This is a genomic window from Cyclobacterium xiamenense (assembly GCF_900109255.1).
GTDB lineage: Bacteria > Bacteroidota > Bacteroidia > Cytophagales > Cyclobacteriaceae > Cyclobacterium > Cyclobacterium xiamenense.
In genome coordinates, this window is record NZ_FNZH01000011.1 from 13355 (window position 1) to 27539 (window position 14185).

Annotated in this window: 12 protein-coding genes and 1 other RNA gene; 5 read left to right on the top strand and 8 right to left on the bottom strand. The window is 52.0% G+C overall.

Features of this window, described 5'->3' with window-relative positions; all coding sequences use genetic code 11:
* Positions 1-57: 57 nt before the first annotated feature.
* The gene (locus BMW71_RS21110) at positions 58-1626 is read right to left on the bottom strand and encodes a S1 family peptidase (protein ID WP_092178465.1); all 1569 of its coding nucleotides are present in this window, start codon (positions 1624-1626) and stop codon (positions 58-60) included.
* A complete protein-coding gene (locus tag BMW71_RS21115) occupies positions 1619-2476 on the bottom strand; it encodes a hypothetical protein (RefSeq protein ID WP_092178467.1) in 858 nt (285 codons plus the stop codon). The genes BMW71_RS21110 and BMW71_RS21115 overlap by 8 nt, the downstream gene beginning before the upstream one ends.
* 223 nt (positions 2477-2699) lie before the next feature.
* Between BMW71_RS21115 and BMW71_RS21120 the strand changes: the two genes are divergently transcribed.
* Together BMW71_RS21120 and BMW71_RS21125 are read left to right on the top strand one after the other, a co-directional pair.
* The gene (locus BMW71_RS21120) at positions 2700-2978 is read left to right on the top strand and encodes a YciI-like protein (protein ID WP_092178624.1); all 279 of its coding nucleotides are present in this window, start codon (positions 2700-2702) and stop codon (positions 2976-2978) included.
* 31 nt (positions 2979-3009) lie between these two features.
* The gene (locus tag BMW71_RS21125) at positions 3010-4014 is read left to right on the top strand and encodes a glycosyltransferase (protein WP_092178469.1); all 1005 of its coding nucleotides are present in this window, start codon (positions 3010-3012) and stop codon (positions 4012-4014) included.
* 50 nt (positions 4015-4064) lie between these two features.
* Here BMW71_RS21125 and BMW71_RS21130 read toward each other — a convergent pair whose 3' ends face one another.
* From BMW71_RS21130 to BMW71_RS21155, 6 genes are all read right to left on the bottom strand, one after another.
* On the bottom strand, positions 4065-4457 hold the full coding sequence (locus BMW71_RS21130) for a GreA/GreB family elongation factor (protein WP_092178471.1): 393 nt from the start codon (positions 4455-4457) through the stop codon (positions 4065-4067).
* Between the two features lie 334 nt (positions 4458-4791).
* Positions 4792-6036, bottom strand: a complete 1245-nt coding sequence (locus BMW71_RS21135) for a hypothetical protein (protein WP_092178473.1) — start codon at positions 6034-6036, stop codon at positions 4792-4794.
* A gap of 104 nt (positions 6037-6140) precedes the next feature.
* On the bottom strand, positions 6141-7064 hold the full coding sequence (locus BMW71_RS21140; RefSeq protein ID WP_143057722.1) for a hypothetical protein: 924 nt from the start codon (positions 7062-7064) through the stop codon (positions 6141-6143).
* A 576-nt stretch (positions 7065-7640) separates the two neighbouring features.
* Positions 7641-7805: a hypothetical protein gene (locus BMW71_RS24070; protein WP_317041169.1), complete on the bottom strand. Its 165-nt coding sequence runs from the start codon at positions 7803-7805 to the stop codon at positions 7641-7643.
* Positions 7806-8087: 282 nt separating this feature from the next.
* Positions 8088-8492, bottom strand: a transfer-messenger RNA (tmRNA) gene (gene ssrA / locus BMW71_RS21150).
* A 196-nt stretch (positions 8493-8688) separates the two neighbouring features.
* Positions 8689-9690: a hypothetical protein gene (locus BMW71_RS21155; protein ID WP_143057723.1), complete on the bottom strand. Its 1002-nt coding sequence runs from the start codon at positions 9688-9690 to the stop codon at positions 8689-8691.
* 224 nt (positions 9691-9914) lie between these two features.
* Between BMW71_RS21155 and BMW71_RS21160 the strand changes: the two genes are divergently transcribed.
* From BMW71_RS21160 to BMW71_RS21170, 3 genes are all read left to right on the top strand, one after another.
* Positions 9915-11333: an SLC13 family permease gene (locus BMW71_RS21160; RefSeq protein WP_092178479.1), complete on the top strand. Its 1419-nt coding sequence runs from the start codon at positions 9915-9917 to the stop codon at positions 11331-11333.
* A 23-nt stretch (positions 11334-11356) separates the two neighbouring features.
* The gene (locus BMW71_RS21165) at positions 11357-12241 is read left to right on the top strand and encodes a serine hydrolase (RefSeq protein ID WP_092178481.1); all 885 of its coding nucleotides are present in this window, start codon (positions 11357-11359) and stop codon (positions 12239-12241) included.
* Between the two features lie 240 nt (positions 12242-12481).
* Complete coding sequence (locus BMW71_RS21170) at positions 12482-14041, top strand: SulP family inorganic anion transporter (RefSeq protein ID WP_092178483.1); 1560 nt, start codon at positions 12482-12484, stop codon at positions 14039-14041.
* The last annotated feature ends 144 nt before the right edge of the window (positions 14042-14185 follow it).

Here is a 14185-nt window from a genome sequence, read left to right on the forward strand (position 1 = left end):
CAACGAATTAGAAAAGCTTCCGCACCTTCGCTTAGTCAGGCCCCAAGGGATCGGGTTTCAATAGGCAAAATTGGTTAGGTGGGTGGCGGCGAAGGTTTGGAATACCTTGTTGAAATACGTACAGTATTCGGCGTAAATGCCGGGATTGTTGCAATCCAGCCCGGTGGTCAGCGCCAATGCCAGCATTTCCACCGGTACGGGGATGGTAGCAATCGCGATAAAGGTTTTTTCTTCCGTCAGCAGCAAGGTCGTGTACACGTACAGGCCGTACTGCAGGCCATCCTGCCCCATCAGGTATTCGTTGCCCAGGGAGAGGATCCAGGCGATTTTTCTTCCGCCTTCGAATTCATTCCAGACGGAGTACTCTTCGTCCACGGTAAACCCACTCATACCGTAGCGGAAGGCAAAATTCTGATTGATGGTTTCTCCCATGACCAGCAGCAACTCTTCAAAATTAACGGAGGAAAAGTCGTCCTGCACCCCGTAAAAATACACCTGCATGTCGCTGCCTTCGGCACCGCTTACCTGAAAGGCTTCCTCCGCCGGATTGTAATACAGGTACTGCCCCTCCGGTACCGCCAGTACCACGCCGTTGTTGATATCCTCGTAAATATCGAAGTACATGTTGTCGTAATCGAGTTGAATGTTCAAGTCCAACGCAAACTCGTCCGAGAGCATTTCAATGTTTTCCGGATCGTCGGAGGTGTCCATCATTTCGCTGAGGGAGCGGGTTTTGATGGGATAAAAGGCAAAGCCCAGCGCCTCGATTGACTCGCCTTCATCGCTGACGAAACTATTTTCCAACATTTTTTCTGTATCGCTTCTTTCTGCGTCTGCACTGGCGGTGGTTTCCTGGGGAAGCTCGATTGTGGCTGCCGCAGAAAAGAGTTGCACCAGGTTTTCGAATCCGGCCGGCAGGCTGGTGGAGGTAGAATTTTCCAGCTCTGTCAGGTAATGGGCCGGGATGATCCAACTCACGTTGCTGGCGCCTTTTTCCAGGCCCCCGTCGCCAATCCCTACGAGTCGGCTTCGGCCATCAAAGACCGGTGCTCCCGAAAATCCCGGAAGCAGGCTACCCTCCAGGTACAGGATGTTTAAATCCAGGGCCGGAAACCCGATGCGGGCCAAAGCGTCTTTGTCCTTTTTTGGAATGAGGTTGGCTAGGGTTTCGGGGTCTACGAAGCCTTTTTTTAACTGCCGGGAGGAGCTCCCGGCGGCACCTCCATTAAACCCCATGGCATAGATGCTGCTGCCAAAGGGGACTTTTTCCGGAGAATAGCTGGCCAGCGGGGTCACCCCAGCCGGAGGCGCTGCCTGTCCCGGCAGGAGTTCCAACAAGACCAGGTCGGCTTTTTGGAGTACTTTTTTGATGCGGGCTTTCCGCCAGGCCTGGCCCTGGTACAAAATGCGGATATCTCCGGTTCGGCTCATGCCGTGCAGGGAGGTGACGATTTGTTCCGGCGATTTCCAGACGAATCCTGTCAGGGCATTGGAAGAGCGGTTATCGACCGTCACCAATACCTTCACCAGGGAGTTTTTTACCCTTCCGGGATCAAATGTCTGGGCAGAAGCCTGGTAAACCAAAAGGAACGTGATGCCCATTAAAAGGGAGCGGAATTTAGTCATTGCGGAGTTCGTCAACTAGTCGGGAATAGATTTGCTGTCGGGTTGCTGCCGGAAAATTTTCTTCCATCAGGCGGACAATATCGGGCCAGGGTGCGTCGAGGCCGCGCAGTTGTTGTTCCAGTGCGGGCAGCTCCTGTTCGGTCTGTATGCCTTTGGGAATGCCGAGCGTCTGCGCTCCCTGCCCATTACCGGCGCAAAGTCCATCTCGAAGGAGCAATAGGGCTGTTTTGGAATCGCCTTCACTCAGGCCGTTTCGAAAGCTAGTGGCTACCTTGGCCCATAGGCCTCCTGCCGTCTCGAAGGTGTTGAACACCTCGGAAGCGGGGGTGGAGGGATCGGCATAGACGAGCAGGTCGCAGGCCGTGATGCTGATTTCGTCGCTGTAGAGCACGTTCGCCTGGCGGATGGCCAGGGAAGAATCGGCGCGGATAAAGTTCGTTACCAAGACCTTTGCCTCTTCGGGGCTGTAGCCAATCTCCAGGTATTCCTGCATTTTGTCAGAAAGGCTGGGAGCGAAGGGGTCGTTGGACCGGATGTACAGTCCCAGCAAAATACCCACGGCGGAAAACAAGCCAAAGGAGCCGATACGCAGGCTTTTGACCGGGTCCAGAAATTTTTCATTCAATCCAATCAGTACGGCAAGCAGGGAGGTGATGGTTCCGATCACCCCGCTCACCACGGGCGATACGGAGAGCCCCATCAGCAGCCCCAGAAACAAACCGATCCCGAGGCCGTTGAAGACGGCCGTTAGTCCCTGTAGCCGTCCGGCCCGGTAACCGGCCTCGGGAAGCAGGTCCCGAAGTGCAGATTTGGGGTCGGGCTCCGCATGTGCTGCATCGTTTTCGTCCATGTGTGTGGGTTTTGGTGGTTGCTAGCTACCGGCGCATTCGTCCGGTTTGCCTGTCAATATAGCAAAAAGAAGGATATATTATGCATTATTTTGGGTTTTAAGTTTATGATTTTGAGTTCGTTGACCGGGACGTGTGGGTTGAATACCTCCCGTACCGGTGCACAAAATTTTAAATCGTTGCCTAAAATCCGTATCATTGGGAAAATCACTGAATCGATACCGCATGAATCATTACCTGCTTATGTATACGGTGGCCTCCGATTACCTGGAAAGGCGCGGCGCGTACCGGGAGGAGCACCTGGCCCTTGCCGGGAAGCATCACCAAAACGGAGACTTGCTGATGGGAGGAGCCCTGGCCGACCCGGCAGACCGGGCCATCTTATTGTTTCGGGGAGAAAGCCCGGCGGCGGCGGAAGCCTTTGTCCGGGAGGATCCATACGTAAAAAATGGTTTGGTACGTTCCTGGGAAATTAGAAAATGGACCGTGGTGGTAGGCGGGTAGACTGCTGTCCGGCCACCAACTCATCATACCTATGCCTACGTGCAGTGTTTCCGTCATTGTACCGATACAAGCGTACACGCCATTCCTGGAAGAAAGCCTGAAAGGCACGATTTCCTGCCTGCATACCGGGATGGAACTTGTCTTGGTGGACGAGCGCATGGATCCCCGTTGCCAGCCGTTTGTCAATGAAGCGCTAACCCATCCCCAGGTTCGGATGGTGAAAGCCCGGGGAGCAGGATTGGTAAACGGGTTGCTGACCGGTTTGGCGGCGGCCCGTGGTACCTATATAGCCCGGATGGATGCGGACGATTTTTGTCTGGGAGACCGGTTTGCCGTGCAGCAGCAGTACCTGGATGCAAATCCTGAGGTGGGGCTGGTAAGTTGTCGGGTGCGGTACGGAGGAGACCCAGGCAAAAATCCCGGCTTTGCCCGCTTTGTCAGCCAGGTAAACGACCTGGATACGCACGAAAAGATGGAATCAAAGCGCTACGCAGAAGCGGTGGTGATCCACCCATCGGTCATGTTTCGCCGGGAATTGCTCAACATGGCTTCCTACCGGGAACGAAACGAAATGGGACATGCGGTGCCGGAAGATTTCGATTTATGGCTTCGCTGGATGCACCAGGGCGTGCGGTTTGCGAAATTGGAGGAATGCCTGCTTGTCTGGAACGACTGGGAAGGCAGGTTGTCCCGCAGCCATCCTGCTTATGCCAAACGGGCCTTTCGGGAAGCCGCTGCCGAGGCTTTCGTTTCTCCGGAAGGGAGGCCCATTTGGATCTGCGGGTACGGCCGGACCGTGGAGCGGAGGCTGGTCCCTTTCCGACGCCGCGGGTGGAAGCCCGCAGGATACCTTGCGCTCATCCCGGAACTGCGAAAGGATACGCTGCCGGTGATTACGCCGGCGGAGGCCGGGCAATTGCGGGGAAAAGCCCTGTTGCTGGTAATGGTAGGAAACGTGAAGGGCAAACGGTGGATCCAGAACTTTTTGGACGCCGAATCTTTCACCGAAGGCCAAGATTACTTGTGGATGGTGTAGCCCTGCCAGCCTATTTTTGTCTGCCAAAAAGCCATTTTCTGGGTGACGTGCTAGGAAGCTGGAACAGTTTCTGGATTTTTCACCTTGAGAATTTGGATGATTCGTCTGCCTACTGGCAGGGGCCATTCCACCCGATCTCCTTCTTTGTATCCGATCAGGGCAACGCCGAGCGGAGAAAACAGGGACAGTCTATTGGCCTCCAGGTCAGCTGCTTTGGGCAACACCAGTGTCATGGCGATGAGCTGCTCGTTTTTCTCAAATTTGGCCTCAAAGTAGCTGTTCAGTTGGATGACTTTGCGCGGCATGCTGGCATCCGTCACTTTTTTCGCATGCTGAATTTCACTTACCAATTGCCGTACTTCTTTGGTTTTCTCCTCGGGAGTCAGTTCGTTAATGGTAGAAAAGATGGCGTCTGCATCGCTTGTTTTAATCAGTGGAATCATGGTATTGTATCATTAAATGTTGAAAAGCACACGGGGCGTGCGGATTAAACATGCCTGTGCTTGAAAAGTTTATACCGCTCCTTCGGTTTTTATGGGAGATACCGGGGTAACTAGCGGGCCGAGTACATCCATTTCACAAAGCCGACGGTTTTCTTGGGCAGGTTTTGGGAATGCGGAAAAAAGGTAATCCGGTAAAGATACAAAAAAATACCATAGTATCCGTTTTTTTTCGTGTTTTTTTCAGCAGAAGGGAATGGAGAAGCGGGACTCGTGTAAGCAAGGTGTGTTTTTGCCGGGGGCCATGCGGGAGCGCATTCGAGGATGAACGGTCGATCTAGGCGAATCCGAAAAGGATCGGAAAGAGCAGGCTGACCAGAATGGCCCAGACCAGGTAAACGGGCAGGTAGGACTGCATCGCTTTTCGTACGGCCTCCAAATCTTCTTTGCCCCGAAGCACACCGATCAACTTCTTGCTTACCCATAACAGGTGTAGCAGAATCAAGGCATTCCCTCCCAGCACGGCCATGCGGTTAGGGGTGACACCCCATTCGGCCAAACGAAAGGCGATAGCTGACAGCGCGACCGCATTGACCAGTATACTCAGCAGGGAAAGCAGGGTCAATACCCCAATCTCCCAGCGATTTTTTCGCTGGTAGGAAAGGCCGGCGATGGAAAAGAAAATCAGGGCGAGCACCCCTACCAATAAGCCATTGAAGAGCAATAAAAATTCCCGGTCAGTGTAAGGGTTTTTGCCCGAATAGAGAATAGCCCCCAGGTAACTAGTCACCATCAGTAGCACAAGCGGACTGAACAGGGAGGCAACCACCTCCGAGATTTTACCCACCACTTGTGGGTTGGTCTGGATCAGGTAGGCGCTGACCAGGGGCAGGGCCGCCAAGCCAAACACCAGGATGTATTCCGTATAAAAGGCTTCGATGGGTAGGCCAATCAGGGAAAAGAGCCCAATGGTAAGGCCGCTTAGCAGGCCACCAGCCATGGCCAGCGGGACGCACATGACCAGCAGATCGCCGTTGAATTTGAGGAAGGCGATCCATCTTTTTTCGCGTTGCTGTCCTCCCCCCGCATGGGAAAAACCAAACAGCCACCACAGAACAAAAAGGACGTGCAGACAAGCCAGGATCAGGGTATCGCTGTTGGGATTGGCAGGAAGTAGGTTGAGGTACAGCATGCCGGACAAGCCGGCGGCGGCGATCCGGAGTACCTGTCGCGTTTCCAGTTGATTTTTCCAGCAAAAAAAGGCAGATAGGGAGCCAAAGAGGATAAAGCCCAGGTTTCGGGGGTAGAAAAACTCCTCGTTGATGCCCAGGATGAGGGGTAGTTTGGCGGCGATACCGGCAAGTACGGCCAGGCCCAGGACGATGCCCCATTCCTTTTGTTTGCCCCAGTGGAGGCCTTCCGGTTCGTAGGTGAGTCGTTCCCGCCAGAAAGCAGCTACCGGAGAGGCTTGCAATTCCGGGTACAGGTCGTAGAATGCTTGTCGGAAGGCGATTTTGTTCGAGCGGTAGAGTAATTCAAGTTGACGGGGTTCGGCCAGATGTTGGCGTATGGAGTCTTTCATGAGCTGGAGGAAATTGGCTAGTTGTGCGCGTGGTGGGCGGGTGGTTTTTCAATCGGGAATTTCGGAGTTTCCGTCTAGTGGACGAGGGCAGGCGTTGACTTCGTTTATTTTTCGGTCGGTTTTTCTCCCGAGGCACGGATATTGGTAACTTTTTTGAGCAGATCAAACCAAAACGGTGCGCCTAGCGTAATGGCAAAGGCCGTTATGATCCATCCTAGCATGCTATACAGCACGTAGTACCACCAGACGCGGTCGGGCAATAGCTTCGAGAAAAAACGGATATGGGCAGGAGGGGCGTCGTTCCAGCCCATCCCCAGAACCGAAGAAGCAGAGGTAATGTCCTCCTCGACCAGAGTCTGGATTTTTTGCTGAAGCTGGGTAAGGGTGGTGTCCCTGGCAGCAGAATCCTCCCGTTTTTCCAAAAAATCGTACGCCAGGGCGATTGTTTGCTGCCGGGCTGCGGGATCCAGGGACAGGCGTTCTGCGATGCGTAGCGTGTCGGCGTTGAAAACAATGCTGATGACCAATCCCAGGCCAAACAATACCTTTCGAAGGTTGGCCTTGTACCAGCCGGTCGCCTGATCCATCGTGTGTTGGTACCAATTTTCCAGGTTTTTCTTGAAATCGGTCAAGTTTCCGTTGGCATTCCGTGCAAAGGTTTTGAGTACTTCCTTGGTTTTTCCATCGGGTAGGTCCGCAATGGCCGCTTCGATGGTTTCGAACCGCTCGTCGGCACCTCCGCGAAGCAGTTCGACGAGTACGGTGGAAAAGTATTCGTTTCGAATGTAGGACGGGAGTTCCTTTCCTCCCTTCCTGCTCAATTTCTGAATCAGCGGATGGTCAAAAAACTTGGTGCACAGGACCTCCTGTTCGTCGTCCAGCATGGTTTGTAAGGCAAGCTGCAGGTTTTTTCCCCGGGAGTACAGGAGGTTCATAGCCAGTTCGGATACGGTCGTAGCCAATAGGCTTAGCAGCAGAAAGATAAAAATCAGACCGATGACGACTTCCAGAATAACGGATCCAAACATAGCGGTTTTGGGAAAGGGGGCCAACGAACGAACTCGATTACGTGACTGCGAGAATGGATGCGTTCAATGGAAAATTTTTTCGCAGCCTTTAATCGGTTTTTTTCTATAAATCTTCAAAAAAAACCTTACAAAAACAAGTGTCAACCACGTGTATTTGTTGGTGTATCGAACTCATTTCGGATTCCTTGCGTATCCTCTCTCTCCGGCACACAGCTGCCGAAAAAAAACCAACTGAACAAACTTACTTTATATACCTCGAAAGCGACTTGATCGAATTTCGTTTTAGATTTTGGGTATTCTTGGGTTTTTGCCCGATTTCCTTAGCCTCGGTAGCAAGCGTTGCTACCGTTACGCGTCCGGGTTCAGGTATCCCTTCGTTTTTCTAAAACGCCAAACGAATGGGTGCTACCCGAGGGACATTAATCCGATTATGGTGCCAAAAATTTCCAGTTGCTGCGGTAGTCCCAGGGGATCTCTTTTCCAGACAGATGCGGTCGAATCAATGCTACCGGCATGGAATTTTGCTGCAAGAAAAAGTCATGGAGGGCTTTTTTCCGGCAGGCTGCCCGCATCCACCTATTCCCGCTTGAGTGCATAGAATTGAAGGCCGCCGACCAGGTAGGCAATTTGGTACAAGGGGCCGTATCTTCCTTCGAATGACCTCCGCACCTCCGCCTGGGCATTGGCTTGCTCGAGCCCGCCTTTGTCCACCGGATAGTCGATGCATTCCTGCGGGGTCATTTTTCCCAGGTGGTAATTCAGGCTGAAGACGATTCGCGCGCAGCGGTGCATTCTCCAAAAAAAACATGCCCATTTTATCTTCCGGAGACCGGGGAAAAATTTTTATCCGAAAGGGTACCTCACCAGTACAAGGCCCAGCCTTCGATCCAAAATAGCGTAGCGAAAACCCGCCGGTACGGTTTGTTCTGTCCTCCAAAAAGCTAAAATCAACACCCCAAATAATACTTCATTAAAAACAAAAAACCCCAACCAACCTATTTAAAGTTAGTTAGGGTTTAGAAGGTGTGGAGCTGGCGGGAGTCGAACCCGCGTCCAGATAGGGAAACACCGTACCGTCTACATGCTTAGTCACCGATTGAATTGTCGGCCGAAAGCTGCTGGGTGACACACCTACTTCCGGCTTAGCCACTGGTCTTAGCCCTGCTTAGTAGCCTCACAGGGAGCAGCACCGTCAAGTCGACACCCCAACTCTACCCGGACAGTGCAACGGGTAGTGGGATGTGGCCGGGGAGCATCTATCGAAGCTCGACCCTTTAAGCAGTATCTATTCCCCGAAGGGTAAGATTAGGCAGCCATGGCGTAATTAGATTCGCCAAGTATGGTTCGTATGAATCGTTTAAGGCCGTACATACTCCAGCCTGCATGCGAGCCCAGTCCTTACACCTACTGTCAAAACCGGTCAGCCCCATTTGGAATCAATAGACAAAAGTACCACAAATTTGGTTCCCATTCGCTAATTTTTTATCACCCTTTCTCCCCTCCCGAAAATAGGGCGGACAGGGGAGGTCCCTCTGGAAAGACAGTCGGCTTCTCACCAGAACGAACAAAAAAAGGCCATGGAATCGCTCCCATGACCTCCCCACCAACATTTATTCCTAAAAAGTTACCTTGCAAAGGCTCCCACTACCAAATAGGTGGTCAAATCCGTTGTGCTGATGGCCTGTGTGGGATCGTGTACGACCAAAAATCCTTCGTAATTTCTAGTCAGCTCATTGAAAGAAATCGCTAGTTCATTTTCAGCCATTACCGTGCCGCCGTTGCCCTCTATGCCTCCAGCAAAGATATCCCCATTGGGCGTTTCATTGTAAGGGGTACCGTTAGGAGTGGTAGAAGGATCAGCGGCATCGTGGGCATGCACCATGTACGTCATGCCTTCCATCGCATTCATCAGGCTGATGCGGATCTTGGAAGTTCCGTCAATCATTTCTTCCACCATTATCTCTGCCATCAGGTTACGGGCATGGTCTCCATCGTAGGCCAGATCGGTATTGTCAAGCAATTGGCCCTCATTAAAATCATACATAAAGGTCTCGGTACGAAGATTGGCCTCAGCTTCCGGTAGCTCCTGCCCGAATACACCCAATACCAGGTAAGTGCCCAAATCCGTTGTGCTGATAGCCTGCGTAGGGTCGTGTACCACCAAAAAACCATCGTAAGTGTCCAGCAGCATGTCGTAATTCATCTCCGTCTGCATGGTTTGACTACCCATGCCGTTGCTTACGCTGATCATGCCGGCAAAGATATCCCCATTCGGCGTTTCATTATAGGGAGTACCATTGGGTGTGGTGCTGGGATCCGCAGCATCGTGGACGTGCACCGGATACTGCATGCCATCCAGTCCGTTTTCCAGCCGGATGGTCACTTCAGCATTGCCGTTTTCCATTTCTTTGATCTCCAGCTTGGCCGATAAGTTTCGGGGATGGTCACCCGCTCCGTCTCCATTATAAGCAGTCGCCGGGTTGTTCAGCAGTTGGCCTTCGTTGAAACCATAGTCAAAGGTTTCCATACCCGGTGTAAAGGGCATTTCCGGTTCCGGGTCCTCGTTACAGGCGGTAAAGAGCCCAATACCGGCTGCCAGCAATCCCAAACTAAGTGTCTTTGTCATTTTCAAATTCGTTTTCATGGTAAATTGTATTTAGCGGTTTTACGTATCGTTGGCAGGAGTTACGAGCGGAGGAGCCGTATTGGATTGACCCGGATCTGTTTTTTTTATAAAAACGGGGCTATTTGTACCTAACACCTTGTCCTTGAAAGGTACAGGACGTATTTTTGGCAGATGGAAACGCAGGGTGCATTTCCGACCTTTTTTTAGTTAGATCAAAATCGCGCATGTTTTATTCCGATTCCAGAAGCGCCGCACGCATCCTTTACCGAAAGCTCAAGCTGAATTGGATTTTTTCCACCTCTACCTTTATCGGGAATTTCCTGATTGCCCTGGTGGTGACGTATTTTTTCCGAAAGATCGGCTACGATCCACCGGTTAACTTTGTGTTTTTCATTAGCATTCTGGCGATCGGTCTTTGGGTTTCCGAAGCCATGCCTCCGTTTGCTGTGGGTATTTTTATCATTGCTGCGTTGCTGGTAGGCTTTAGTACCGATTTCTTTTTTGAACAAACCATGCCCCCGGATCTGTATGTGAGTACCTGGACCAGCAATGTGGTCTGGCTGCTGCTAGGGGGCTTCTTTCTGGCCAAAGGCATGAGTCTGGTGGAGCTGGACCGACAGCTTTTTCGCTTTACCGTGAGGCGATTCGGCCAAAAGCCGGAAGGCTTATTGCTGGGGCTGATGATGACTACCGCCATCGCCAGCATGGTCATGTCCAACACCGCCACCACGGCGATGATGATTTCCTCGATTATCCCACTGGTACAATTGATCGGCAGAAAGTCACCGTACGGCAAGGCCCTGTTGACGGCCATTCCGGCGGCGGCCTCGGTAGGAGGCATTGGCACTATCATTGGCAGTACCCCCAATGCCATTGCTGTGGGAGCCCTTCAGGAAAAAGGGATCAGCATTACATTTATTGACTGGATGTTGGTAGGATTTCCCGCGGGCTTGTTGCTGGTGTGGCTGTTCTGGAAATTTCTCTGCAAGACGCAGGATTTTTCGGAGGTCCAACTCGACCTGTCTCTTTTGCCCAAAGGACAGGGTGAAGTAGGGCGTTTTCAAAAAAATGCTGTTATTTTCACCCTGGTGGTGACGGTGCTTATGTGGCTCACCGAGGCGCTTCACGGCATTCCTGTGGCCGCTACCTCGGCCATTCCCATCGTGCTATTGACCATGACGCAGGTGATTCATTCCGAACATGTCCGAAGCCTTCCCTGGGATACCCTGATGCTGGTTGCCGGTGGATTGGCGCTGGGCATCGCGCTGGTAGAAGTGGGGCTGGCGGAAATCGTCATGCAAAAAATCAATGCCCTCCCGATGCCAAATATGGCGATTGCCATTGTCTTCTGTCTGGTAGCCGTTTTGCTTTCCAACGTCATGAGCAATACGGCAGCGGCTTCCATCCTGGTACCGCTGAGTTTGGCCCTACCGGGCATCTACGGCATTGCCGGACCGGTGATGGTCGCCATCAGTTGTTCCTGTTCCCTGCTGCTTCCCGTGTCTACCCCCGCCAATGCCATCGCCTATGCCACCGGATTGGTGGAGCAAAAAGATTTTCGTAGCGGGGGATTATTCTTTATCTTGCTGGGCCCAGTCGTGGCCTTTTTGGCCGTGATGGCCTGGGTCGCACTGTTGCTTTAACCATATATAAAAAAAACCACGCCATGAAAACAACCCTCCTCTTCCCGTTGATCCTCTTGTTTGCCTGCTCCGGACCCGCGCAAAAATCCGGGCTACGTGCGTTGGAAGAAGAAATTCGCTCACTGATGCAAGCCACCGAAGGAGATTTTGGGCTGGCTTTCCGCATGTTGGACGACACGGACCGGGAACTGCTCATCAACGAGTCGGAGGTATTTCATGCGGCCAGCACGATGAAGACTCCGGTGATGATTGAGCTTTACAAGCAGGCAGCTGCGGGTGAGTTTGATTTGCAGGATTCCATTCGTATTGTAAATGAATTTAAAAGTATCGTGGATGGCAGTTCCTTCCGTATGGATTTGGGCGTGGATAGTCAGGAGGAACTCTACGAACGAATCGGCGAAAAAGCCACGATCTACGAGTTGATGTACCAAATGATCATCAAAAGTAGCAACCTGGCCACCAATATCCTGATCGATCGGGTCGATGCAAAAAACGTGACCCAAACCATGCGTGACCTGGGAGCGGAAGACATACAGGTGCTGCGGGGCGTAGAAGACCTCAAGGCCTTTGATGCCGGCCTCAGCAATACCACCACGGCACTGGACATGATGCGGATCATGGAGGCCATTGCCCTTGGAAAAGTGGAGGGCTCTGCAGAAATGGTGCAGATTCTCTCCGATCAGTACTTTAAAGATCTGATTCCCAAATTGCTTCCGCCGGATGTCAAAATTGCGCACAAAACGGGATCCATTACCGGCGTACAACACGATACGGCCATTCTGGAATTGCCCGGCGGGAGTCGGTACGTGTTGGTGATTCTCAGCAAAAACCTGAGCGATGTACCGGCCGGGAAAGAAGCCATCGCCCGCATGAGTCGAGTGATCTACGACTTCGTTGCTGAGAATTAGTCTTGATACCTGACATTCTGGGTAACGAAACGTTCATTGAACGGCGGTACGCTGATTAGCAGCGAATTAGGAAAAGAGTGGGGTCAAAATAGCTTACGTTACTTCATTATTTTTCGGTTAATTTACCGAATTTTATTTCGAAAGAGGTGGATTAATGGTACCTTTGTCGCTTCAATTCCCCGGAGTAACGCAGCTCAGTAATTTTTTGCTGGCCTATTCAACACCCCAATCAGACGAACGATGACGCAGACATTTTACCGATTATTTATGCCCAAGGAGGCAAACCTAAAGGACGAGGTACTCTCTGGCCTCACGGTAGCCCTGGCTTTGGTGCCTGAAGCAGTGGCTTTTTCCTTGATTGCCGGTGTGAGTCCCCTGGTGGGCTTGTATACCGCTTTCATCATCGGCTTGATTACCTCCATTATGGGCGGAAGGCCCGGGATGATTTCGGGGGCTACGGGAGCCATCGCGGTCGTGGTGGTTGCACTGGTGGCCCGGCACGGAGTAGAGTATTTGTTTGCCGCAGTCGTGCTAATGGGGCTGATACAGATTTTGGTAGGCGTATTAAAGTTAGGTAAACTGATTCGGCTGGTCCCCCATCCGGTGATGTTTGGGTTTGTCAATGGACTAGCGATCGTCATCGCCATGTCGCAGTTGGCGCAATTCCAGGAAGTAAGTGCCGCTGGTACCCTGGAGTGGATGAGTGGGACGTCCCTATACCTGATGCTGGGTTTGGTGGTGGTCACGATGGCCATTATCAAATTTTTACCCAAAGTAACTACCGCAGTTCCATCGGCCCTGGCGGCCATTTTAGTGGTGAGCCTGGTGGTGATTTTCGGCGGTTTGGATACCCGTACCGTCGGTGACCTGGCTTCCATCAGTGGGGGCTTGCCCGAATTTCACCTGCCCCTGGTGCCCCTGAATTGGGAGACCCTGATGATTATTTTGCCCTATTCGGCCATCATGGCGGGTGTTGGGTTGATTGAAAGCCTGCTGACCCTAACGCTGATCGACGAAATCACCGAAACCCGGGGACACGGCAACAAAGAGTGCGTGGCCCAGGGAATAGCCAATGTCACCACGGGATTTTTCGGAGGCATGGGTGGCTGTGCCATGATCGGTCAGTCGCTTATTAATGTGAACGCGGGAGGGCGAAACCGGATTTCCGGTATCGTGGCAGCAGTGGGACTGCTGGTGTTTATTTTGTTTTTATCCACGTATATAGAAATGGTACCCATGGCGGCATTGGTCGGCCTGATGTTTATGGTGGCCATCGGTACCTTCGAATGGGCCTCCCTGCGGGTTTTCCGCAAAGTGCCCAAATCGGATGTACTGGTCATGGTATTGGTGACCCTGGTAACCGTACTGCTGCACAATCTAGCCCTCGCAGTACTGATTGGCGTGGTGATTGCGGCGCTGGTATTTGCCTGGGAGAACTCCAAAATGATTCGGGCCCGGAAGTTTTTGGACGAAAACGGTGTAAAGCATTACGAGATATACGGGCCCTTGTTTTTTGCTTCCGCCATGACTTTTGGTCAAAAATTTGATCCCATGGGGGATCCGGATGAGATCGTCATCGATTTTAAGGAAAGCCGTATTGTGGATCATTCCGGCATAGACGCCATTCACAAGGTGACGGAGCGCTACGAGAAGTTTGGCAAAACCGTGTACATCCGTCACTTAAGCAACAGCAGCCGGGTACTCCTGAACAAAGCGGAGAAAATAATCAACGTAAACTATACGGAAGACGATCCGAGTTTTAAAATCATACTCGAAAAGGAAGCGGCATCATCCAAATAAGGGCGCACCGTAATTTCAGGGCCCCTGGAAACGAATCCGGCGGTGCCCGGAAATCTTTTTTTCCTGACTTCCGCTTGGATACCGGCTTTTTCGGTACCAAAGACAGCAACAAAGACCTTGGGCCTTATTCGAATTGTTTGAATG